General features: G+C 52.7%; 17 protein-coding genes and 1 pseudogene. 17 read left to right on the top strand and 1 reads right to left on the bottom strand.

The features are described from left to right. Nucleotides 1-24 precede the first annotated feature (24 nt). From E9954_RS08565 to E9954_RS32990, 16 genes and pseudogenes are all read left to right on the top strand, one after another. Nucleotides 25-2,064, top strand: a complete 2,040-nt coding sequence (locus E9954_RS08565; protein WP_136078777.1) for an Ig-like domain-containing protein — start codon at nt 25-27, stop codon at nt 2,062-2,064. A gap of 63 nt (nt 2,065-2,127) precedes the next feature. Continuing rightward, nucleotides 2,128-2,373, top strand: coding sequence for a hypothetical protein (locus tag E9954_RS08560; RefSeq protein WP_136078776.1), 246 nt, complete (start codon nt 2,128-2,130; stop codon nt 2,371-2,373). After that, on the top strand, nt 2,370-3,611 hold the full coding sequence (locus E9954_RS08555) for an IS4 family transposase (protein ID WP_136077916.1): 1,242 nt from the start codon (nt 2,370-2,372) through the stop codon (nt 3,609-3,611). The genes E9954_RS08560 and E9954_RS08555 overlap by 4 nt, the downstream gene beginning before the upstream one ends. Before the next feature lie 144 nt (nt 3,612-3,755). Further along, nucleotides 3,756-4,286, top strand: a complete 531-nt coding sequence (locus E9954_RS08550; RefSeq protein ID WP_168442098.1) for a PEP-CTERM sorting domain-containing protein — start codon at nt 3,756-3,758, stop codon at nt 4,284-4,286. Nucleotides 4,287-4,583: 297 nt separating this feature from the next. Next, the gene (locus E9954_RS08545) at nt 4,584-8,153 is read left to right on the top strand and encodes a putative glycoside hydrolase (protein ID WP_136078774.1); all 3,570 of its coding nucleotides are present in this window, start codon (nt 4,584-4,586) and stop codon (nt 8,151-8,153) included. 76 nt (nt 8,154-8,229) lie between these two features. Beyond that, the gene (locus E9954_RS08540; RefSeq protein ID WP_136078773.1) at nt 8,230-9,744 is read left to right on the top strand and encodes an alpha-L-fucosidase; all 1,515 of its coding nucleotides are present in this window, start codon (nt 8,230-8,232) and stop codon (nt 9,742-9,744) included. A 13-nt stretch (nt 9,745-9,757) separates the two neighbouring features. Beyond that, the gene (locus E9954_RS08535) at nt 9,758-11,206 is read left to right on the top strand and encodes a sulfatase-like hydrolase/transferase (RefSeq protein ID WP_136078772.1); all 1,449 of its coding nucleotides are present in this window, start codon (nt 9,758-9,760) and stop codon (nt 11,204-11,206) included. A 521-nt stretch (nt 11,207-11,727) separates the two neighbouring features. Then, complete coding sequence (gene ltrA, locus E9954_RS08530) at nt 11,728-13,071, top strand: group II intron reverse transcriptase/maturase (RefSeq protein ID WP_136078771.1); 1,344 nt, start codon at nt 11,728-11,730, stop codon at nt 13,069-13,071. A 109-nt stretch (nt 13,072-13,180) separates the two neighbouring features. Further along, nucleotides 13,181-15,277, top strand: a complete 2,097-nt coding sequence (locus tag E9954_RS08525) for a sulfatase-like hydrolase/transferase (RefSeq protein ID WP_136078770.1) — start codon at nt 13,181-13,183, stop codon at nt 15,275-15,277. Beyond that, entirely contained in the window at nt 15,274-16,740 is a 1,467-nt protein-coding gene (locus E9954_RS08520) for a sulfatase family protein (RefSeq protein ID WP_136078769.1), read from the top strand. The genes E9954_RS08525 and E9954_RS08520 overlap by 4 nt, the downstream gene beginning before the upstream one ends. Nucleotides 16,741-16,776: 36 nt before the next feature. Continuing rightward, on the top strand, nt 16,777-18,246 hold the full coding sequence (locus E9954_RS08515; protein ID WP_136078768.1) for a family 43 glycosylhydrolase: 1,470 nt from the start codon (nt 16,777-16,779) through the stop codon (nt 18,244-18,246). Nucleotides 18,247-18,349: 103 nt separating this feature from the next. After that, complete coding sequence (locus E9954_RS08510; RefSeq protein WP_187357950.1) at nt 18,350-18,556, top strand: hypothetical protein; 207 nt, start codon at nt 18,350-18,352, stop codon at nt 18,554-18,556. Nucleotides 18,557-18,571: 15 nt separating this feature from the next. Next, complete coding sequence (locus tag E9954_RS33645) at nt 18,572-18,724, top strand: hypothetical protein (protein WP_168442097.1); 153 nt, start codon at nt 18,572-18,574, stop codon at nt 18,722-18,724. A 3-nt stretch (nt 18,725-18,727) separates the two neighbouring features. Beyond that, entirely contained in the window at nt 18,728-19,003 is a 276-nt protein-coding gene (locus E9954_RS33640) for a sulfatase-like hydrolase/transferase (RefSeq protein WP_136078767.1), read from the top strand. Further along, nucleotides 18,936-19,178, top strand: a pseudogene (locus E9954_RS33635) (DUF2961 domain-containing protein); the annotation flags it as partial. The gene E9954_RS33640 and the pseudogene E9954_RS33635, both read left to right, overlap by 68 nt. Before the next feature lie 59 nt (nt 19,179-19,237). Beyond that, nucleotides 19,238-19,897, top strand: coding sequence for a hypothetical protein (locus E9954_RS32990; RefSeq protein ID WP_246046701.1), 660 nt, complete (start codon nt 19,238-19,240; stop codon nt 19,895-19,897). A gap of 107 nt (nt 19,898-20,004) precedes the next feature. Here E9954_RS32990 and E9954_RS08495 read toward each other — a convergent pair whose 3' ends face one another. Beyond that, a complete protein-coding gene (locus E9954_RS08495; protein WP_136078766.1) occupies nt 20,005-21,063 on the bottom strand; it encodes a LacI family DNA-binding transcriptional regulator in 1,059 nt (352 codons plus the stop codon). A 171-nt stretch (nt 21,064-21,234) separates the two neighbouring features. On the opposite strand from E9954_RS08495, the gene E9954_RS08490 reads away from it, so the two are divergent. Then, entirely contained in the window at nt 21,235-22,470 is a 1,236-nt protein-coding gene (locus E9954_RS08490; RefSeq protein WP_136078765.1) for an autotransporter outer membrane beta-barrel domain-containing protein, read from the top strand. Nucleotides 22,471-22,543 lie beyond the last annotated feature (73 nt).

Raw genomic sequence — 22,543 nt, 5'->3', positions numbered from 1 at the left:
TCATATATAAACGCAGGAGGAAAAATGAAAAAGAGATATGCACTTACATTATGCGCTTTGACGGCAGGGAGTGTCATGGCGGGCACGGTTCAGCAGAACCTGGGATTTGATCCCGACGGTACATTTATCGTTAAACAGGATGTGGCGACGGAGACATCCTCAGCCTGGTGCTACACAACAAATTATCTTGTCCTCTTGGGGCAGTCCTTCAGTTTGACCAATGAAACGACGCTCCGGGCGGTGACCTTGGTCAAGGCGGGGGATCATACCTATTCGGATGGAACAAACACCCTCAATTTGTGGATCGGAGAATATAGCACCAACGGAGTGATTACTTCCACGAATCTGCTGGAAACATTCGATCTGACTGGAATCACATTAACCAATGCATCCCGTTTTTCGCTGAACCTGGATGCTGATATCGTCCTTCCGGTCGGCGATTATGCCTTCCAGTTCTGGTTTGATCCGGGGCCGGAGAACAGGCTGACCGTTAGTTACGCAGATGACCTTTATGCCGGCGGCACCATGCTGCGTGCGGTCAATCCAGCCACGTTGCCTACGGGTGATGCTGCATGGGGGGATCGCGACCTCTCTTTCGGGCTTCATTCCGAAGTGGTCGGGGTGGTGACCAATGTAGCTCCTATTGCAGACGGGCAGGATGTATCCACGGTGCCGAATGTGGATCTGCCGATCACGCTGACCGGAATGGATCCGGACGGCGTTACCAATTTGACGTATACGGTGGTTGATTCACCGACCAATGGCGCCCTGTCCGGAACTGCGCCGGATTTGACGTATGAACCGGATACCGACTTCGAGGGCCTGGACCAATTTACGTTTACGGTGTTTGACGGGGTGTATACCAGTGAGCTCGCCACCGTAACCATAACGGTAACGAACATTCCCCCGAGTGCAGCACCGCAGAGCGTCAGTACCTTGCAGGATGTTGCTCTTGATATTACGCTTTCCGGCAGTGATCCGGAGGGCAGCAACCTGACGTATGCTGTGGTTGATCTGCCGACCAACGGAATGGTGTCGGCTACGGATACCAATTTTTTAACGTATACGCCGAACAGTGGATATGTCGGTTCCGATAGCTTTACCTTTAAGGTCAACGACGGTGTACTTGACAGTGAACTTGCAACGGTTTTGATCGATGTGTTGCCGCTGGGCACCGAGGTGGTCTTCAGCGCGCTTTCTGCGGATACATTATCGGCTTCAAACCTGCTTAATGTTGCCGGCTCCACCAACGGTCTGGCGGTGTCCGGCGTTTCGGCCAGCGGGGATTTTGTATACTCAATCAGCTATACGGATATGGATCTGGACGGTGACACGCTTAACGATACGCTCAGCTTTGATGTCCGTGTTTCGGCGGTAAACGGAACAACCACCTCGTTTAGCACAACACCGGGAGCATCTTCGGCAAACATTACCTTCGGCTCGGAAACGGTGGGTGATGCATCCGATAACCCTACCTATAAGAATAATCCGTCTGGATTGGCATGGATTACAGGCACCGGTTCTCAGGGCATAAATCCCGGAGATACGTTGATCTATACCGTTGAAAACATTTCGGTAACAGGAACGGCGGGTGCGCTTGATGCGGCATTCCTTGGTTTCAGCGGGATAGTGGCTGCTGAATATACGAGCCATTCTCACCAAATGATCCTTGGCTCGGGGTCGGGATTGAATGGATATCAATGGAACGGGGACACTCAAACGGTAACCGACTTCTCGATGAATCCGCTTTATGTGACCGCTGCTGTAGGTGGCACAATTCGCTGGGGCGTTTCGACGGTGGACTTCACCTTCTCCATCTCGAGTTCGGCTCCTCCTTCGAGTGTCGGCGATGTTTCTTATCAGATTCTGTCCGGCGGAACCCAGATTGCACTGAGCTGGCCGACGGAAGCCGGGTTTAATTATGGGGTTCAGTCGAGGGAAAGCCTGACCACTGGAACGTGGAGCAACTCCACGACTACCGTGCTCGGCACCGGCGGCGAAGTCATCATTACCAACGACATCACGGAAGATCAGATGTTCTATCGTTCATACCTGGCTGAGTAATATTTAAATGAAAATTACACCGGGCAGGCCTCGGCCTGCCCGGCAAGCAAAAGGAGAAGTAAAATGAAGAAAATGGTATGTACATTGGGAATGGGGTTGCTGATGGCGGGAGCGGCGCAGGCGGCTGTGGTATCCATGCCCAACCTGAACGGAAATGGCAGTTATAGCCCCGTGACGTTTGATGGCGGCGCTGTGGCTGAGAGCGTCACGCTTACGACAAACGGACATAATTTGGTTCATTGTCATCCCATAGATATTGAAAAAAAAGGCTGGCATGTGCCGTTGAAATCCTCCACTCGGAGGGTATGAAAAAACAACATAAACACAAGCCAGCCGGACATAGGTATACAACCTTGAAACAATTGTGCAATCTGATTCCCGGACACATGGTGTCGAGCCTTGCGCAGAAGCATGGCGTGGACATTCAAAGCCGGACGTACACGCCGTGGAGCCATGTGGTTTCTTTGCTGTACGCCCACTTCTCCCATGCACTCGGACTCAACGATGTGTGCGACGCGCTCCAGATGAACGCGGCGGCGCTCTCTACCATCCGCGGCGCGGTTCCTCCGTCGCGTAACAACCTGAGCCACGCGAACAAGATCCGCAACGCGGACATGGCCGAAGAGCTCTACTGGTGCATGATGAAGCATCTGATGGATACAGTCCCGGGCTTCGCGAAGGGCAAGGTTCGGCGCGGATACCTCCGGCGCTTCAGCAAGACGATCCATGCGCTGGACTCGACCACGATCCAGCTCGTCGCCAACTGCATGGACTGGGCGAAGCATCGCCGCCGCAAGGCTGCGGCCAAGTGCCACCTGCGCCTCGACCTGCAAAGCTTCCTGCCCCGGTGCGCCATCATCGACACGGCGAAGCACCATGACAGCACGATGACCCAAAGCCTGTGCGCCGAGCTCAAACCCGGTGAAATCGCCGTGTTCGACAAGGCCTACAACAAGTTCAAGCATCTTTTCGAGCTGACGGTGCGCGGTGTCTGGTGGGTTGGCCGGGCGAAGGACAACATGCAGTACAAGGTGGTGCGCACCCTCGAAACCACCGGGCACAAGCGCATCCTGCGCGACGAGGTCATCGAGATGGTGGTCGAAGCATCGAAGAAAGCCTATCCGTGCGAGTTGCGCCGGGTCGTGGCGCTGGTCGAGATTAACGGCAAGGATGTCGAAATCGCCTTCATCACCAATCACCTGGAGTGGAGCGCGTGGACGGTCGCCGAACTCTACCGTTGCCGCTGGGACATCGAGGTGTTCTTCAAGGAGATCAAGCAGACGCTCCAACTCTCCGACTTCCTGGGCTACAGCGCCAACGCCGTGCGCTGGCAGATCTGGATGGGGCTGCTGGTCCACCTGCTGATGCGCTGCCTCGCGTTCATGCACGGATGGGAGCACAGCTTCAAGCGGCAGTTCACTGTTGTGCGCGCGGTGCTTTGGCGCCGGTGGAACCTGCCCGCCTTGCTGGATTCCTATGGGACAGCCAAACCGCCCGGCCGCATACGGGGTGCGCCGGAACAGGCGTATCTGCCGGGGTTTGTCTAAGAGCTGTGGGACAGCCATATGCACAAAGCGCGGAACCATGGTTAACCTTCAACAAAAAATCGGAATTGACTAAATGAATCGGACATCAGAAACCTTAACAAAAACGGGGTTTTACTCTCCGTCAGCACCACCTATGGGATGAATGTGAATTTGGTTTATTCCTATGAACTCACCAATCTCGATCTGGATGGAGAGGGTGACTCTGCTGATACGATGAGCTGGGATGTCGTATTTTCGGCTTTTGAGACCAGCACCGTGGCTTCCGAGCAAGTTACGCCGGGAACTCAAGTGATGGCCGCGTACGATGGTACCGAATTTAATGTCGGTGCGGGTTCCACCACATGGGCGGCAAATGAGAGTATTCAATTCAGTGTTGATAATATTGTGCTCTCCGATGCGAATTATGAAGCAACATTCGATGGGTTTACTAAATTGTGGTTGACCGCCGGAACGTACTATCTGGGCACGGGTGCTGACACGACGGAGTTTACTACAGCCCAAGAGACTTATACTTTCAGTTCTGCTCAGGATGTACTGGTTTTGACGGCACAAGCTTCTGAGCGTAACCGCAACCTTTCCGGTACTTTCACAGTAATCCCGGAACCGGCAACGCTGGGACTGGTCGTGGCCTTTGGCGGAGGCATTATTTTTGTCCGACGTCGACTTAGCATGTAAATCGCATTCCCCCGGGTTGCCGGTTTTTTGCATATGAATACAGATCTCCTCCTATTCTATACAGAAAGGGAGGGGCTTGTGCTGTGTTGGTCGAAACGTCCAATGTGGCTTCGCAGCAGATGATTGAAACCGCGAAGGAACGCAGAGAACGCAAAGACAAACAAACTCCATGCGTCCCGCTTTTGCGTTCCTTGTGTTCTTTCGCGGTTATCATATTGATTCAGAACGGGTTGAGGGTGGTTTGTTTTTACACGCAAAATGGTAAGTGAGAATGCAAGGAACTAAAGAGGCGAATAGATGAGGATTAAAAGCATAGTCGTAATGGGAGGACTCTCACTATTGGGATTTACAGCGGAGGCGGCCAGCGTGGAGTGGACGGGAGCGGTTGATCGTAATTGGTCGATTGCAGAAAATTGGGGTGCCGGCGTGGTGCCGGGATCATCGTCCGTCGATACGGCAATCTTATCGGGAAATCATGATGATGTGGTGATCTGCACGCCGATTGAAACCACCAATTCATTTTCGGTTACCCTGAATGACGAAGCTCAGCTGCGAATCAGCCGTGAGCTGAGCCGCGGTGTTGATCTGCTGCTGGGGTCAACTGCCGGTTCCGGCGGGGGGCATGTGATCCAGACTGCAGATGTCACGCTGTCGAATGATCTCCGGATTGGGGATGATGCTGCTGCGCTGTCGGATTCTTCCTATAGGATGATCGGTGGTGCATTGACTGTGGCCGAGGAGCTCTATGTTAATCGAGGTGTTTTATCGATTGAATCTTCGGAGGGATCGCTGGACACGAGACAGATGACCTTAACGACGAATGCCAGCTTGCGGTTCGATTTCGACACGTATGGCACCAGTCCCATTGTGGTCTCCGATCTGTTGACGATTGCTGACGGTGCGACGCTGGAGATTGATTTAAGAGGCTATTCGATTGGAGGAAATGTTATTGAGCTGATTCGATTCGGGGCCATCAGCGGTGCATTCAATCCGGCGGACATCACCATCACAGGGCTGGGCGGCGGAACGCTGAGTGTGGATGGCGACAGTCTGAACCTTACGGTGGTTGATGAACCGCAGGGACAGGTAAGTTCATTGTGGTTTGCGGCGAATAGCGATGTCAATAATCCGGGGGGTGGCCTGACCGTGAACACGGGGCGGATTATTCGGGATCTCACCTCGTCAGCGCTTTCGTACACCTCAGCGGTGGACGGCGATGATCTGCTCTATTCCGTTCAATGGGCCGGGTCCGATTTTGATGGAGATGGATTTAACGACATCATCGATTTTGATCTGCGGGTGGAAGGGTTTACCGGCACCACGTATGCCTACAGCACGAACGAAGCATCCTCCTCGGTCTCGGCGTTAGGCGCATCGGCCTTGCCGGTGGTTGATGATAATGAATGGGGGGTCGGAAGCGACGGTGATCTGGATGCCGGGGAATCATTGCGGTTCAGTGTGGAAAACATTCAGGTTTCGGCGGGTTCGAGTGGGAATGTCTTTGAAGGATTTCAGGGGTTTGGACTGGCGGAAAAAGGGGGCCATAGTCATAAACTGATCGCCGGTGTAGGGGTTAATCTGCCGTCGTACACCTCGAATTTTGAAGTAGAATATGCCGTTCCTTCCACGGATGAACTGGTGATTACATCAGCCGGAAATACCCAGGTGGCCGCGGAAAAAATCATCCTGAAATTCGTCGTTTCTGAACGACCGGATGGAATGAATGGGGATGTTGAGGATTATTCAAGCTATCCCATTGGAGCTCAATGCCAAACGGACTATCCGGCTGAAACGAATTATTTGAACTATCCGGAATTTTCCTGGGATATTGTTCCGCGTTGGGCCTCTGCAAATGGCACCCTCAGTTCCAATGCGGCGCAAACCATGGCCGCGCATCATGATGTTCTTTCGATGGGGGGATTTGAAAGCGAGGATGAGACCATCGCGGATGCCGCTTTGTTGAAGTCGTTCAACCCCGACATTAAAACGCTCTGGTATGTCAACACCGGGATTAATTTTCAGATGTATAATGCCGATGCATTCTACAATGCCGCCGAGTGGAATAAATATACCCTCGATGAAAATGGAGACCGGGTTTATGACATGATTCGAGCCTATTATTCCTACAATCATGACTACCCCGAGATGAGTGAATGGTGGGTGGATCTGGCGGTGGAGATGGCCGCTCAACCTGAGATCGATGGAGTCTTTATTGATAAAGCGGGGGGCAACTATCCCTATCTTGGTGAAGATGGGCAATTCCAGTCCCCCGTCACCGGATCCGAAAAATCCTATTATGACTTATGGGATCAAGCTTCACCCGGTGATTTGATCATCGGTAATACCATACGGAATGAACGGGAGGGGGGGAGCCGTGGATTGATGCAGATTTTATCAGGTTCCTATGTTGAGCGTTGGCACTTGCCCTATAACGATAGTCCGGTCATTCAGTCCGAAGCGGATGCCAAGTGTGTGAGTATTCAGCTGATGCGGGAAGCGGCCTTGAAAGGGAAAATTCTTATGCCGGCCCTACACGACCGTTTGGATAATTCCTATATCGATGATGAGATCGCAGCGGGCCGTGAAAACGAGTTGCTGGAACTCATTCGAGAGAAGGTTACGGTGGAAATGGCGTATTATTTAATCATTGCCGAGAAATATTCGTATTTCCGTTATCAACCCGATCAGAATACCGAAAAATATCCGGAATTCATCTGGGATCCCACGGACTATGTGGGTGAGTTGACCCGCCCCTTAGGGCCGCCATTGGGTCCTCCGGTCAAGAATGGGTATATTTATACCCGTTCGTTTGAGCATGTAGATGTTTGGCTCAACGTCGAAACCGACGAGGCCGTGCTGACCTGGAGTGATGAAGGCGAGAATAGTCTGATTGGAGAGGATGATTTTGATGGCGACAGCCTGTATGAGAGCCGAACTATCAACAACGGCATTAATAGCGACAACATACTCTGGCAGATCGTTAACCGCGCAACCGTCACAACCGACGAGCTGATCGATACCTCTGTGGCGGCCGGCGGTGTAGTGGCGCTGGATTCGGCAGATACATGGGGCTTCCTCGGCACCAATAAAACGGACAACGTCTTCGGCATGTATCGAGCGGGAGGCGCACGAACGCTCGTTTATACGTTTGATATCTCCGGGGCGGAAGATCTGACGCTCGAAATGGACTGGGCCTGTTCCGGCGATATTGCCGATAAGAATACATCGGTTTTCTGTTTGATAGACGGTGGTGCAACGCAAACCGTTTTTGAAGTCGGCTCATCGGGTGTGAACTGGAACGAAACATTGGATAATGGAACGGTGTTGGATCGGAACCGCAGTGCATCTGTTTTAACCAACGGCGTGGCGGCTCCTCATTTAACCGATGAATTTCAAACGTATACCCTATCGGTCGAAGGAACAGGAACCACCCTGACGGTATCGATTGTAATGGACTCTACCGTCGGCGGTTTTGGCGGGTTCGGACTCGATAATGTGAAGCTTTACGGAAGCGTTCAGGCAGTCGACGGTTTTGCAGAATGGATGAGTGATTTCGGCCTGAGCGGTACGAACGCCACAGAAAGTGCCAATCCGGATGGGGATGCGTATACGAACTACGAAGAGTATATCGCCGGGCTCAATCCCAGCGTGTTCGACACGTTTGCTGTATCAAACTTCACCGCTGGAGCAGGCAACACGTTTGAATGGACCGCCGCCAGCGGCCGCGTCTACAACGTCTATTGGTCGAGCAACCTGGTCGATGGATTTTCACTCATTGAAAGCAATGTCGTGGACGGTTTATTTTCCGATACCAACCATGTCAGTGCCCCTGCGGGCTTCTACAAGCTTACGGTCGGCCTCGAATAAAAAATTTGAGTGCGGCGGCTCGTCGCCGCTTTCCGGCCGGTCAAAGAATACACAATGTGCAAGAGGGAAATAGAATATGAAGATCAAACAAACGATATGTGCAGGGTTCGGGCTACTGGCCTGCGCTGCATCGCTGGCGCAAATTGAACCGCCTGTGGTGAGTGCAATCGAACCAACATGGGAGTCGATGGCGGAAAACTATCAGGTGCCGGACTGGTTTCAGGATGGAAAGTTCGGGGTCTGGATGCACTGGGGAATTCCGTCGGCGGCTGACGAAAACAGGCCTAATGACGGCTCTCATTATGGCCGACGCATGTATGGGGCCTCGGAGGGGCAGTCTACCGGGCAGGCCAAGATGAATGAGGAGCTGAAGGCGTTTCATGAAAAACGTTATGGCCCTGTTGAAGAGTTCGGTTATGAGGATCTGGTTCCGCTTTTTAAAGCGGAAAAATGGGACCCCGATGCCCTGGTAAAATTCTGCAAAGACAATGGCGCGCGCTTTATTATGCCGGTGGCTTGCCACCACGATAATTTTGATATGTATGATTCTTCCCATCCCTGGAACTCCGTTGATATGGGACCGAAGCGCGACACGCTCAAAGAGTGGAAAAGCGCGGCGTATACCCATGGGCTTAAGTTCGGCATTTCCACCCACCTGTATTGGTCGCCCGGTTTCTTTGCCACCGCCCGTCCATATCAGACGCCGGGCACGCTGGAAGCGAAGCTGTTTAACATGGAATTTGATCCGAAGGGCTACAGAAATTCCGATGACTGGAATCAGCACTGGTATGACCGCTGTTGGGAAATTATCGAAAAGTATGATCCGGATTGGTTTAACAATGACTGTCCGTACCCGAATGAAAAGACGGGGAAGTCGCTGGGCCTCAAACTGTTTTCCTCTTATCTGAACCGCGACCGGGCGGCCAATGACGGCAAGCAGACGGTGGTGTTCTCGGCTAAAGGGGGGGCGGATAAACGGGCGTTTACCCCGAACGTGGAACGTGGCGGTGCCGCTGAAATCAAACCGCAGCCCTGGATGTGGGCGACGGATGTTTCTGGCGGCTGGTTCTATCGTAAAGGGGCGCAGAACCGGATGAGTATTCCGGTGATGGTCGCGAATGCCGTCGACGCGATCAGTAAAAACGGCGTGGTCATGATTAACCTGGCACTGCGAGGCGATGGCACTATTCCGGAAAATCAGACGGCCTATGTGGCTGCTTTCGGCGATTTTATGCGGATTAACGGTGAAGGCATCTATGGTTCCAGACCGTGGAAAACGTTCGGCGAAGGGCCGACAGAAATTAAGGACGGCCGACAGGGTGAAAATAACAAGGACTTCACGCCGCAGGATATCCGTTTCACGACGAAGGACGGCACCCTCTACGCATTTGTGCTGGCACCGCCAACAAAGGACATCATGATCAAGACGCTGGCGAGCGGTGGCCTGCTTGATCAGGAGATTCAGGACATCGAATTGATGGGGAGCCCGGATAGACTGAAGTGGAGCCGGAATGCGTCGGGGTTGACGATTCAATTGCCAAAGAGCCTACCGGATCTGCCGGTGACCGGGTTTTGTATTAATTTAAAATAGGAAAATGAACGGTATGAAAAATAAATCTTTAATCCTGCTGGGTTCGCTGCTTATGGCCAATGCGTTGATGGCTGCGGAAAAACCGAATATACTTTTCATTTTTTCGGACGACCAAAGCTTTGAAACAATCGGGGCGTATGGGCTGACGGATATCGACACGCCGAACCTGGATCGTCTCGCCACCGAAGGGGCCAGTTTTACCCACGCCTACAATATGGGCGCCTGGGCGGGGGCGGTCTGCATGGCCAGCCGGGCCTGCTTGAACACGGGGAACTTTGTATGGAACGCTAACGAGAATGCGCGGGAATGTACAAAAGGCACCCGCAAATCCTGGTCTCAACTGATGTCCGCGCAAGGTTATGATACCTATATGAGCGGGAAATGGCATGTGGGTGGCATGAGTGCGAAGAAGATGTTTGACCGTACGGGCAAAGTGCGTGGCGGCATGCCGAAGCAGGTGCCGGCGGGCTATAACCGTCCGAAGGACGAGGCCGACTATGAAGCCGGCTGGAAACCGTGGGATAAAGCGCAGGGCGGATTTTGGGAAGGCGGAACGCATTGGAGCGAGGTGCTGGCGGACGAAACCGTTGCCTACCTAGAGGAAAAGGCGGACAGCGACAAACCCTTCTTCATGTATGTCGCCTTTAATGCGCCGCACGATCCGCGTCAGGCACCGAAGGAATATATCGATCGATACCCACTGGATCGTATTAAGGTGCCCGAAAACTTTATTCCATCCTATCCGGATCAGGGCGAGGGTGGTGTTCCGGTTATCCGCGATGAAAAATTGGTGCCGTTTCCACGCACGGAATTTGCCATCAAGGTTAACCGTCAGGAATACTACGCCAGCATCACGCATATGGATGCGCAGATCGGCCGGATTCTTCAGGCGTTGGAAGAAAGCGGCAAAGCCGACAACACCTGGATCATTTTCAGCTCCGACCATGGGCTCTCGCTTGGCCATCACGGCTTGGTCGGCAAGCAGAATATGTACGATCCTGCCATGCGCGCGCCCTTCATCGTATGGGGGCCGGGCGTCAAGGGCGGTACGAGGATTGATGCCCCGATCTATATTCAGGATGCCATGGCGACCGCGCTGGAAATCAGCGGGCAAACGCCTCCTGACTATGTTGATTATAAAAGCGTGCTGCCGCTACTCGATGGACGGGCGGATAAAAGCTATGACAAAATTTATGGGGCCTACATCGATACCCAGCGCATGATTTTGAGCGGCGATTGGAAACTCATCGCGTATCCCCAGCTGAAAAAGGTGAAGCTGTTCAACGTGGCAAAAGACCCGATGGAGATGAACAATCTCGCGGGGAATCCGGAATATAGCGAAACGTTGAAGCAGCTCACTGCGCTATTAGAGGAAACCATGGATGAAATGGATGATCCCATGACCTCGCTGGAAAAGGGCGACTTTCCGCAGTCGATGAAAAAGAAGTCAAAGGGGCATTAAACTGTCTGATCTCGCGACTAACTAACTAAAGGAATCAAATGAGTGCGCCAAGCAAAGCTGTCTTAAACAAGCTGGCCAATCCAGCCCATGCAAAGGTTAGCCGCCGGCATGGAATAGACCTGCACGGTTGAGGAGGTAACGAATCAGTCGAAGCTGTAGGAATAGCAGTTCGTCAGCCACAACGGAAGTGAAGGCTATAAGCCCCGAAATTTTCCATTGTTGCACAGGGCCAAGGGTTTCATCTCCTGGAAGCCAGAATCGTGCAGCCCGCGAAAGGCGAGGGTTGCGCGGCGTGCCGGGGTCTCAGGCCGTGGCGGGCGAATGAATTGTTTAGGGCGGAACTTGGGAGAACCGTAGCGTTCCGCAGAAGCTGTCGAGGAAGCCGAAGAGGCGACGAGACGGTAAGTCGCTACGGTAGTCGGATCAACTCGTAGTAGGGGAGTAGGCGGGGTAATGCCCGCCGAGGGCGCAAGCCCACTCGAAGGAGTCGACGGTTTATTGCAAAGGGAAGTGTAAGAAGGATGCCATACACAGAAATGGAAACAACAGAGCTCAAGCTTTCCCTTATAGCGGAACACGCGAAGAGGAATGCCGCGATGCAGTTTACGAGCCTAGCTCATCTGCTGAACGTTGCGTTCCTTCGGAAGTGCTTCATGAGCCTTAACAGGAATAAGGCGGTGGGGCAGGATAACCAGAGCTGGCATGGGTATGCGGAAAATCTGGAAGAGAACCTGAACGCGTTGGTCGAACGGCTGAAGGCGAAACGCTTTCGTCCGATTCCGGCCCGGCGGGTATACATCCCTAAAGGGGGCGGCGAGTTCCGTCCGCTCGGGATCTCGGCGATCGAGAACAAGATCGTCGAGCGCGGTATCGTATGGATACTCGAAAGTATTCATGAGCAGGACTTCTCGAATCAGTCTTTCGGCTTCCGGCCGAAGCGCAACGCCCATCAGGCTTTGAAGGAGTTGAACGAACTGGTGATGTTCAAGCCGGTCAACCATGTTATCGATGCCGACATCAGGGGATTCTTTGACAACGTGTCGCACGAGCACCTGCTGGATTTCTTGCGAATCCGCGTCAAGGATCGCTCGCTGTTGCACCTGATCGGGAAGTTCCTGAAAGCAGGCTATGTCGATGGAGGGTTGCTGGTGGAAACGGAAGAGGGAACGCCGCAGGGATCGATCCTTAGCCCGATCCTCGCTAACATCTACCTGCACCACGTGCTGGATAGTTGGTTCAAGGAAACGGTGAAGGCCCACGTGAAAGGGTTCTGTGAACTCGTGCGCTATGCAGATGACTTCGTCTGCGTCGTGCAATACGAGCAGGATGCGCAACGCATTGAGCGAGTGCTGAAAAAGCGCTTCGAGCGCTACGCGCTGGAAATCCATCCGGAGAAAAGCAGGCGGATGAGCTTCGGACGTTACGAAGCCGAAAACGCCGTCCGGCAGGATCGCCGCCCGAACACGTTCGACTTCCTTGGGTTCACCCACTACTGCGACCGCACCCGGCAGGGCCGCTTTAAGCTCGGTCGCAAGACCAGCCGGAAGAAATATGCGGCCAAATGCCGGGATCTGAACGAGTGGTTGAAAGAAAACCGGAACCGCACTAAAACCAAGGAATGGTGGAAAAGCCTAAGCGCCAAGCTGCGGGGGCACTACCAGTACTACGGAGTGAGCGGCAACTACCGATGCATCGCCAGCTACTACAGCCTGACGCTGGGGCGGGTGCGCAAATGGTTGAACCGGCGGAGCCAGAAGCGAAGCATGAGCTGGGCAAAGTTTTACGACTACCTCAGCCACTACCCGCTTCCGAAGCCGACGATCCGGCACAACTTCTATACCGGATATCCGTGTTACGTGAGATGAATCGAAGAGCCGGATGTGGGAAATCCACAAGTCCGGTTCTGTGAGGGGCATTGACGTTCCTTGCGATATGAGAAAAGTGAAATTTAGAAATATTGAAAGGAGCTATATTATGTCTACTCGACAAACCATATCAACCCTCATCATCTCACTGCTCTTTGCATCTGTCGCTACGGCCGCGCCGGAGGCCGGATCGACGGCGGAAAAAGACCAAACCCTGGTTTGGACCTTCACGCCCGATCCGGCGTTGCCGAACGTGCTGATCATTGGCGACTCGATTTCGATCGGCTACACCCTGCAGGTGCGCGAACTTTTGCAGGGCAAGGCGAATGTCTTTCGGCCGATGGGTCGGAATGGAAATCGGCGAGAAAATTGCGTTGGAACGATTAACGGAGTAGAGAATATTGATCGGTGGCTGGCCGTGCAGAAGTGGGACGTTATTCATTTCAATTGGGGCCTGCACGACCTCAAGCACGTCAAAACGGATGGATCAAATGAGAAGTCGAACGATCCCAACGATCCGACTCAGGCGACGCTGGACGTGTACACGGCGAATATGAAGACCTTAGTTGCCAAACTGAAAGCCACGGGTGCGAAGCTGGTCTTTGCGACGACGACTCCGATCGTGCCGGGAACGCTGAATCCGTTGCGCACGCCTGAGGCGCCCGTTAAGTACAACGCCGCCGCGCTTGAAATTATGAAAGCGAACGATATCCGGGTGAACGATCTGCACGCTTTATGTGAACCGCATTTGAAAGAGTGGCAGAAACCAAGGAATTGTCATTTCAATTCTGTCGGCTGTAATGCACTTGCCGCGCAGGTGGCTGCCGTGATCAAGGAAGAACTTCCGGCACTGGCTGGCATGGTTGAGGCGAAATCCCCTAACTTTTTGATCATTCTGGGCGACGATATCAGTTCGTCGAGTATCGGCTGCTATGGTTCGGCCAACCCGAATACAACGCCGAATATTGATAAGCTGGCGGGTGAGGGGATTCGTTTTAGGAATATGTTTGTCGCGAATGCGGTTTGCGGCCCGTCGCGGGCGGAACTCTATACCGGCCTGCAACCCTACCGGAACGGTTGCACCAGCAACCACCGACCGACCAAGGAGGGGACGCTGAGTATCGCGCAGTATTTGAGCGAACTGGGTTATCGGGTCGGCTTGACCGGCAAGACGCATATTAGCCCAAAATCGGTTTATCCGTTTGAGAAGGTGGAGGGATTCCCGACAGGCTGCAATGCACGCGCACCAAAAACCGGCGAGACATGGGATGGTGTCGAGGAGTTTATGACGCGCAACCCCGAGCAGCCTTTCTGCCTCTTCATCTGTTCGATCCACGCCCATGCTCCGTGGGATGCGGGCGATACATCGCACTGGGAGCTGGATGAACTGAAGCTCCCGCCGCACATGGTGGATACCCAGGAAACTCGGAATTTTTTCCGCGAACATCTGGGCGAGGTCCGTCTGTTCGATGAGCAGGCGGGTAAGGCGCAGGCTCTGTTAAAGAAGCTGGAACTGGATCAGGATACCGCATTCATCGTGCTCGATGAAAACGGAACCGGCATGCCCGGCGGTAAGTGGACGAATTATGACTGGGGAACGCGTTCGGCCTGCATCGTAAAATGGCCGGGTATCTCCGGTTTTGAGACCGACGCGTTGGCTGGATATTGCGACATTGTGCCGACGCTGATTGATGCGGCTGGCGGCGAGGTTCCGTCCAATCTGGATGGGAAGAGCCTGCTTCCGCTCATTACGGGAAAGACGAAGACGCATCGGGACAACGCTTTTTTTGAGTATAACAGCGGCAGAGAGGGACCTCCGTTTTCATCGCGCGCGGTCACGGATGGGCGCTTTAAGCTGATGTGGAATCTGACGCCGGAAAACCTGTTTGCTGTTCGCACTATTAACGGCTTTGACTACGGGTATGAGGATACAAAAAATCCGAATCGTGACGTACGTCAGATTTATACAAGCTGGCTGGAAAAGGCGAAAACCGATCCGACCGCAGAAACGCTGGTGCAGCGCTACCGCAAACAGCCGGAGTTTCAATTGTTTGATTTGGATGCCGATCCGTGGGAAATGAATAATCTGGCGAACAATCCGGAATACGCCACGCAGTTGCAGAAACTTAAAACAGCGATCAGTGGCTGGATGACGCAACAGGGTGATGACGGCAAAGAACCCGCCCGGAATGCGAGAAAGAAATGAAGCTGAAAACGTTAACTCAAAGAATATCCGTCGCTCTGTTTCTGCTAGCGGGCAGCGCGTGGGCATCGAAGCCCGCCTTCGCCGAGGCTTCCACCTCCGCCAAGGCTACGGCGGGCAAGCCGAATGTTATCCTTATTTTGACCGATGATCAGGGCTATCAGGACCTCGGTTGCTATGGCGCCCCGAAGATTAAAACCCCGCATTTGGATCAGATGGCTCAGGAAGGAGCGCGCTTTACCGACTTTTATGCGCCGGCCTCGCTCTGCAGTCCGTCACGGGCAGGCATGCTGACGGGGCGCTATCCGGCCCGCCAGGGAATTCATCGCGTCTTTTTTCCGCACCATACCAGCGGCATGCCGGTCGAAGAAATCACGATCGCGGAACTGCTGAAAACGCAGGGGTATAAAACGGCGGCCATCGGGAAATGGCATCTCGGACATCTGCCAAAGTTCCTGCCGACCAATCAGGGGTTCGATTCCTATTACGGTATTCCGTTCAGTAACGATATGTGGGCCGACCCGAAGATGACGATTTCGAGTAACATCGTCTGGCGCGAGGGAGCCGACCTGAATACGTTCAAGTCCGCCAGAAAGCGCGGTCCTGTTCCGCTGATGCGCAATACCGAGGTGATGGAATATCCAGTAGATCAAAGCACGGTGACTCGCCGCTATACTGATGAGACGATTAAAACCATCGATGCGGCGGGCGACGCTCCGTTTTTCATCTTTCTGGGGCACACCATGCCGCACGTTCCGCTGTATGCCTCAGCTGAGTTTGAAGGCAAAAGCGCGGGCGGATTGTATGGCGATACGATCGAGGAGCTGGATTACAACGTCGGCCGCATTCTCGACCATCTGAAAGCCAACGGGCTGGCTGAAAACACGCTGGTACTTTTCACGTCGGATAACGGTCCGTGGCAGTTGAAGGGCAATAAGGAGCGTTACGAGGGCGGCTCTGCCAAGCCGTTGCGCGGCTATAAATTCGGCACCTACGAAGGCGGTATGCGCGAACCGTTCATTGCGTGGTGGCCGGGAACCATTCCTGCGGGCAAGGTCTGCTCTGAGCCTGCAAGTGGCATTGACCTGCTGCCGACGATTGCTGGGTTGAGCGGGGCGGCGGTTCCGTCAGACCGTGTGATCGACGGCAAAGATATCTGGCCGCTGATGGTTGGAGCCGCAGGCGCGAAGAGCCCTCAGGATAGTTATTTCTATTACAGCAAATCCGGCATCGAAGCCGTCCGTCAGGGCGACTGGAAATTGCGGATTGACCGACGTAAATCGGCAAAGAAAAAGAAGGGCGGGAAGCAGAATAGCGGTGTTGAGCTCTATAATTTGCGTGAGGATATCAGTGAGTCAAACAACCTTGCAACGCAATATCCAGAACGAGTCGCTGAGATGAAAAAAGTGATGGAAACGTTTGATGCCGAGCTGCAGGCGAATGCCCGCCCTCCGGTAGCCCTCTAAACGATTGTAAACGGAATAAATATTAGGGTGAATACGATGAAAATTGCCAGAACCAATCATAACGAAAGGAACACAGAAATGAATCAGGCAATCAGAACGATTGGGTTGGCGGGAGTCGGTATAGGGATTGCGCTTGCACCGCATGTGCAAGCCCAAAATAACCCCATTTTAAAACAGGAAGACCCCGGCTTTGTCTACGCCGCAGACCCCGCCGCCGAGGTATTCAATGGCAAAGTATACGTGTACTGCTCTCGCGATCAGCCCGACGCCAAGGGGTACTCAGGAATGCAGGATTACGTGGTACTAGAATCCCCTGATATGAAAACCTGGATCAATCATGGCGTCGTACTTAAGCCCCGCGAATACTCCTGGGCCGACGGACAAATGAATGCCCCCGACTGTGCCTACAAAGATGGATGGTACTATCTCTACTTTCCTTATGACAAAACGTATGTAGGTGTCGCGAAGAGTCGATCTCCCGCAGGACCCTGGGAAGAGGCCGTCACCGACAAAATCACGACGATCTTTGATCCTACAGTCTTTGTGGATGATGACGGTCAAGCCTATATCTATGGAACCGATAGCAAGGTGAATGTAGGTCCAGAAGGAAAAGAAATATGGGGAGCTAAACTAAAGGATAATATGGTCGAGCTTGATGGACCATGGTATCGACTTTCAGGCCTGAAAGATAAGATATCAGAGGGGGTGACGATCTTTAAGCGAGATGGTATTTATTACTTTATGGCCCGGGTTGGAAACAAAACGGGCTACTGGATGGCGGATAATCCTCTCCCTTCTCCTGATAACCCTGACAACCCAAAACAAGCCACCCACAACACCAAAGATGGCTATGCGAATTTCATAGGTTTTATGAGCCGGGCACAGAACGATGCGCCCTGCCATATGTCTGCTATAGAATTTAACAACCAGTGGTATTATTTTTACCATCGGGGAGTATCGGTAAACAATGGGTCCTACAACAAGAGGTCCGCGAGCTTTGACAAGCTGGAATTCAATGAGGATGGAACCATCCAAACCGTTCAGTTTACCTTAGAAACCGTTGATACCAGTGATCACGGTAAAGGATCCGTCCACCTCGACGCTGCAGATTTTTCTGAATCGCATAAGGTCCTTGCTGCGACTAATTTGGACAAAGACGGCGGGCTGCAACTGCAAGAACTCTTTGATGGCAGCTGGGCTAAATACGAGCATGTTGACTTTGGAGAAAACCCTGACAATCAACCCATTCCCTTTTTTGTCAGGGCATACTCTGACCGAAGGGCAAATGAGCAGGCCATAGAAATTCGTCTCGACTCATTGGACAGCGAACCCATTGCCATTATTCCTATTACCGATACGAAAAAAGAATACCAAACCTTTTCAACGATGCTCGAAAACGTGAAGGGGAAACACACCCTCTATGTCACCTTTAAAGGGGAGGTTCCACGAAAAGCTCGACTATGTCTTATGACGATAAACTGGTTTGAATACACACCAGCCAATTAGTTCGCCTGCGCAAGTCCTACGACAAGGGATGGGATTCGGTTCTGCTGCTGATGGTCAATGAGGGCTTTCCCAAAGTAAAAAACAAACACTGGCGGTTCGTTATGTGAAGCCGCTGGCGTGGAATACACAGCAGTATAAACTCTACAGTCAGAACGGCGGAAAAACCTGGGAGCTGTACGACCTGCTGGAAGACTCGTCCGAGAAAAACGATATTGCTTCGTTTCACCCGGAAAAGGTGGCTGAGCTGTCGAAACAGCTGGCCGCGTGGCGCGCTTCTTGTAAACAGAGTGATACGGGCGGCGATTATTAATAGGAATAACTTGTCTTGTTAGGTACCGTGGCGTTTGCCAAAACTCGCTATGCAGAAACTGATTTCAGCATCCAGCCGATTGAGATCACCGAGGCGGAGCATAATCTGTTTGGTTTAAGTGAAAAGAGCCCCCGTCTGCCGGGGCAGAAAAATTACTATGGAGAATAAGAAATGAAGACGCTGACGAATCTGCTGCTGGGCGCGCTCTTGTGCGCCGGGTTTGTCGAAGCGAAAAGTTTTTCTGGCAGCCGCCCCAATATCATATTGGTCATGACCGACGATCAGGGGTACGGGGATCTCAGTTGCAACGGGCATCCCTATATCAAGACGCCGCATATCGATCGTTTCCGTGAGCAGAGCACGCGCTTTGAGGATTTTCATGTCAGTTCCAGCTGCGCCCCGTTCGGACTGGAATTATGTTGCGCTGCAAGGGCGCGGTGTGTATGAGGGCGATACGCTGACGATCATGAACCCCGTAGAAAAATGGTGGGGTGAAGGCGATGAACGGATCTGGGTTGATGGCGAGGATTTTCCTTCAATCTTCGGAACGGGCACGGAAGATTATTATGCCAATTCCTGGGGCGGACGGAGCACGGACTTTTATGAGCAACCGTTCCATGCGCAGCCGTTCAGCCATAAATATAACAAGCTGAATCGTAAAACGGCAGACGAGAAAATACGATGGGCTTCAGCACGGAAACCCGTACGCGTTCGCTGGATACCATGCCTTTCGGATCCTCCCTGCAGCTGGATATGGAAGTGTGGTCAGGCACCGAGTGCGATATGGGCTATCAGGTGGGCACCATGTGGTATGGATTTAAAAATACCACTTCGAACCGCAAGCCGGAACCGGACGAGGGTCTGAATATTCCGCCTCTGCCGAATATGAATGAGCCCGAGATCTCGGCGAACCTGTTCAACGGTGCCGTTGAATTTGAGGAGATGGAACTGATTTCAGGCCCGAAGCAGTTGATTCGGAAACCGCAGCATCTGAAGAGCTATAAAGGGAGCTGGAGCGAGACGGATCACGTTCTGTTTAAAGGCATGAATGTTGGCGATGTCGTTGAATTCCGAATTCCGGGTTTCGGTCCGCCCTCTGAAAAACTGACCCTGCATGCCACGAAATCGAAAGACTTCGGTATCCTGTCGTTCTCCGTAAACGGTAAGCCGGCAGGAAGCGAAGTCGATCTCTATGCCGGCATACCTATGCCGTCCGGCGCAATCGAGCTGGGCTTTTGTGAACCCATTGATGAGTCCTATATTTTGCGGGTTGAAGTTGTAGGTAAGAATCCTAAAAGCACAGGTGCGTTGTTCGGCCTCGATTGTGTGATTCTGAAATAGACCCGTAAATTGAGGAGCCCGTTGTATGAAGATGGAAATCATCGGGTGGTGGGCCAGGTTCTCGGCGATCTATTTGTCGTTGATCAGGTCGGCACCGCTCGCTTTCGTTATTCGATATTCCTGTTGGGGAGCATGGAGCCGTCGACCCAACTGCCTTCGATGAGGGTTTCGTTTCGAACCGATGGAATGCCTAAGCTGTGTCCGTTGATGAGGGAAATCAGCATCCGAGTAGCGGCGTAGCCTATATCCCTTGGGTTCTGGTCGATCCCTGCATCAATGGGGGTATCGTGGATACTGTTGGTGACGAGCCCGATATCGTCAGGGATCCGGATCTTGAGATCTGCTAGGAGTTGAAAAATTCCGGAGTGTTCGGTCAGGATGACGTCGGGTTTATACTGCTTGATCCAGATTTTGAGCTTCTCCTTCTGCTGGTGGATGGAATCCTCCAGAGTGAACAGTAATGGAGGAAGGCGGAGGTTTTCCGGCAGGGTCAGCTGGGCAAAGAGAAAGCCGGCACAAAAGAGCCGTACTTCTGAGTATTCCCCGAAATAGCCTATACGCTGATAGCCTCGTTGCCGGATAGACTTGACGGCCAGCATGGTATTGGCGGTTTGGGCACTGGTTACATAGTGTGTTTCCGGATAGGCGGTACTTCGTCCGAAACGCACGGCCGCATAATCCTTCCATGGAAAGGATTGCCAGTCGGTTTTGGTATGGAGAAATGTTGTGTGGCGCAGCCCCGCAATCAGAATGCCGCGAATATTACGGGTCTTGAATATCGAATCCATGCGTTGAAGCGAGATATCCTTTGTCCGGAATTCTTCGAGCCGATAGCCAAGCTGATGGGCTGCATCGAAAGCTCCTTTCCAGTAAAGGTCAAATTCATGCTGGCCACGTAAATCGTCGGGATTTTCCAAGGGATTTATCCAGGCCAACACCGCCTGGGTCGGCTTGGTCTGACTGGAGTTCCGATAATGGGCAAGCGCCGATAGCATCGGGTCGGGGTCATAGCCCATTTCCTCGGCTTTTTTACGGACGCGCATCTTCATCGCATCCGATATCCGCGGATGGTTGCTCAGCGAGAGTGAGACTGTCGCCTTTGATACCCCCACTTCGCGGGCAATATCAGCATGGGTAACCCTGCGCTCTGGATTATTCTTACTCATTGGCCTTGAAAATTAGCATGTAAATTGCCGTTGTCCATCTTGAATTATACTGGAAATGCTTAGGGTTATTTGGTTAACCAGCGTTTTGTTTGGATTATGGATCTTACTGTAATATTCATATTAACCGTCCGAAATAGGTCGGCGTAAATGATTAAGGTAATGGAGGAAAGTATGAAAAAAATAACAACCTATCTTCTGCTTGGCGGAAGCTTATTGGCTGGTGTGATCTCAGTGCAGGCGGATACGTTCAGCAACGACGGCGGCGACACACTATTCCATAATCCCGCCAACTGGAACACAGGTGTGGTGCCGGCCTCCTCAGCAGCTGTCGCCGGATCGTTCAATGCGAATCTCACATGCGACTTTAATGCCGCTACCTGGAGCTACTTATCGGCAAACTCAAAGCTGCGTACTTCAACTGAGTACCGGGGGATTAACCGTTTGCTGACCGGAGATGTCCGGGCCACCCGGACGCAGGTTATTAATTTGGATTATGGCGACGCAAATTTATGGAAAGCAACCGGTGGTACCGCGATGTATATAGCGAATAAAACGGGGGTCACCACGACGTTAAATCTGATAAGCGGAGCGGTCAATCTTGAGTCCAACCCGCTCCGATTGGGCAACGAGGCAAATTCTTACGGAATCCTTAATATTTCAGGCGGGCAGTTTATTATCGGCCGCAATGATATGTATGTCGGGGTGAACGGCAGCGCACTCGTCAAGATAACCGGCGGCTCTTTCAGAACCCGTGACGATATCAACATCGGAAGTTTAGGTACCTTTGAGGTTTCCGGTACGGGCGCGACAGAAATCGGAATCGGTTCGTTCTCCTCTGTAGATGGAAGATGGACCCAGAGCGGAACTCTCAGCGTTCTTGTTGATGAAACAGCCACCGGCGTTACCAAGATTCTGGTGGATGAAACCGATGGAATCCCGGGGGTCGGAAATGATGGTAATGTGATATTCCAGGCCGGCTCGCTGCTGGATGTTGATTTCGCAGGAGCCTACACGAATGGCGGAACCTTTACCGTGATGGAATGGGAAGGCACCTTGACGGATAACGGACTGGCTTTTTCGACCAACGTCAACACGGAAATCTGGAGCTTTAATCTGGATGCAGCTAACAAGGTGCTTACGGTCACCGCCGATGGCGGTTCCAGTCCCACCGAGCCGACGGTTGTGCCGAATATTACGGATGCCAGCTATTCCAATACCACCGTCACCCTGACGTGGGATTCCGAATCGGGTGTTGGGTACAATGTACTGAGTGCTAGTAATTTGGTGGATGTGGCTTGGTCGACAAATGTTGCAGGGGTTACCGGTGACGGAGCCAGCACTACGACAAATCTGACTGCTGGTGGCGGTCCTCAGGAGTTCTATAAGATCGAAGCGTTCGGGCAGTAGTATTCCATTAGCAGTTTAAGAAAGATCCCTGCCTCCGCATACGGCGGCAGGGGTTCTTGTTTTATGCGCGTCT

This window comes from Pontiella desulfatans, from assembly GCF_900890425.1.
GTDB classification, from domain to species: Bacteria; Verrucomicrobiota; Kiritimatiellia; order Kiritimatiellales; family Pontiellaceae; genus Pontiella; species Pontiella desulfatans.
The sequence above is the reverse complement of the archived record's forward strand: the minus strand, read 5'-3'. Positions and strand labels throughout refer to the sequence as shown.

What these genes read in the sequence shown, in the direction of transcription:
- E9954_RS08565 (WP_136078777.1), top strand. Translation starts at nt 25, where the DNA reads ATGAAAAAGAGATATGCACTTACATTATGCGCTTTGACGGCAGGGAGT.
- E9954_RS08560 (WP_136078776.1), top strand. Translation starts at nt 2,128, where the DNA reads ATGAAGAAAATGGTATGTACATTGGGAATGGGGTTGCTGATGGCGGGA.
- E9954_RS08555 (WP_136077916.1), top strand. Translation starts at nt 2,370, where the DNA reads ATGAAAAAACAACATAAACACAAGCCAGCCGGACATAGGTATACAACC.
- E9954_RS08545 (WP_136078774.1), top strand. Translation starts at nt 4,584, where the DNA reads ATGAGGATTAAAAGCATAGTCGTAATGGGAGGACTCTCACTATTGGGA.
- E9954_RS08540 (WP_136078773.1), top strand. Translation starts at nt 8,230, where the DNA reads ATGAAGATCAAACAAACGATATGTGCAGGGTTCGGGCTACTGGCCTGC.
- E9954_RS08535 (WP_136078772.1), top strand. Translation starts at nt 9,758, where the DNA reads ATGAAAAATAAATCTTTAATCCTGCTGGGTTCGCTGCTTATGGCCAAT.
- ltrA (WP_136078771.1), top strand. Translation starts at nt 11,728, where the DNA reads ATGCCATACACAGAAATGGAAACAACAGAGCTCAAGCTTTCCCTTATA.
- E9954_RS08525 (WP_136078770.1), top strand. Translation starts at nt 13,181, where the DNA reads ATGTCTACTCGACAAACCATATCAACCCTCATCATCTCACTGCTCTTT.
- E9954_RS08520 (WP_136078769.1), top strand. Translation starts at nt 15,274, where the DNA reads ATGAAGCTGAAAACGTTAACTCAAAGAATATCCGTCGCTCTGTTTCTG.
- E9954_RS08515 (WP_136078768.1), top strand. Translation starts at nt 16,777, where the DNA reads ATGAAAATTGCCAGAACCAATCATAACGAAAGGAACACAGAAATGAAT.
- E9954_RS33640 (WP_136078767.1), top strand. Translation starts at nt 18,728, where the DNA reads ATGAAGACGCTGACGAATCTGCTGCTGGGCGCGCTCTTGTGCGCCGGG.
- E9954_RS32990 (WP_246046701.1), top strand. Translation starts at nt 19,238, where the DNA reads ATGGGCTTCAGCACGGAAACCCGTACGCGTTCGCTGGATACCATGCCT.
- E9954_RS08495 (WP_136078766.1), bottom strand. Translation starts at nt 21,063, where the DNA reads ATGAGTAAGAATAATCCAGAGCGCAGGGTTACCCATGCTGATATTGCC.
- E9954_RS08490 (WP_136078765.1), top strand. Translation starts at nt 21,235, where the DNA reads ATGAAAAAAATAACAACCTATCTTCTGCTTGGCGGAAGCTTATTGGCT.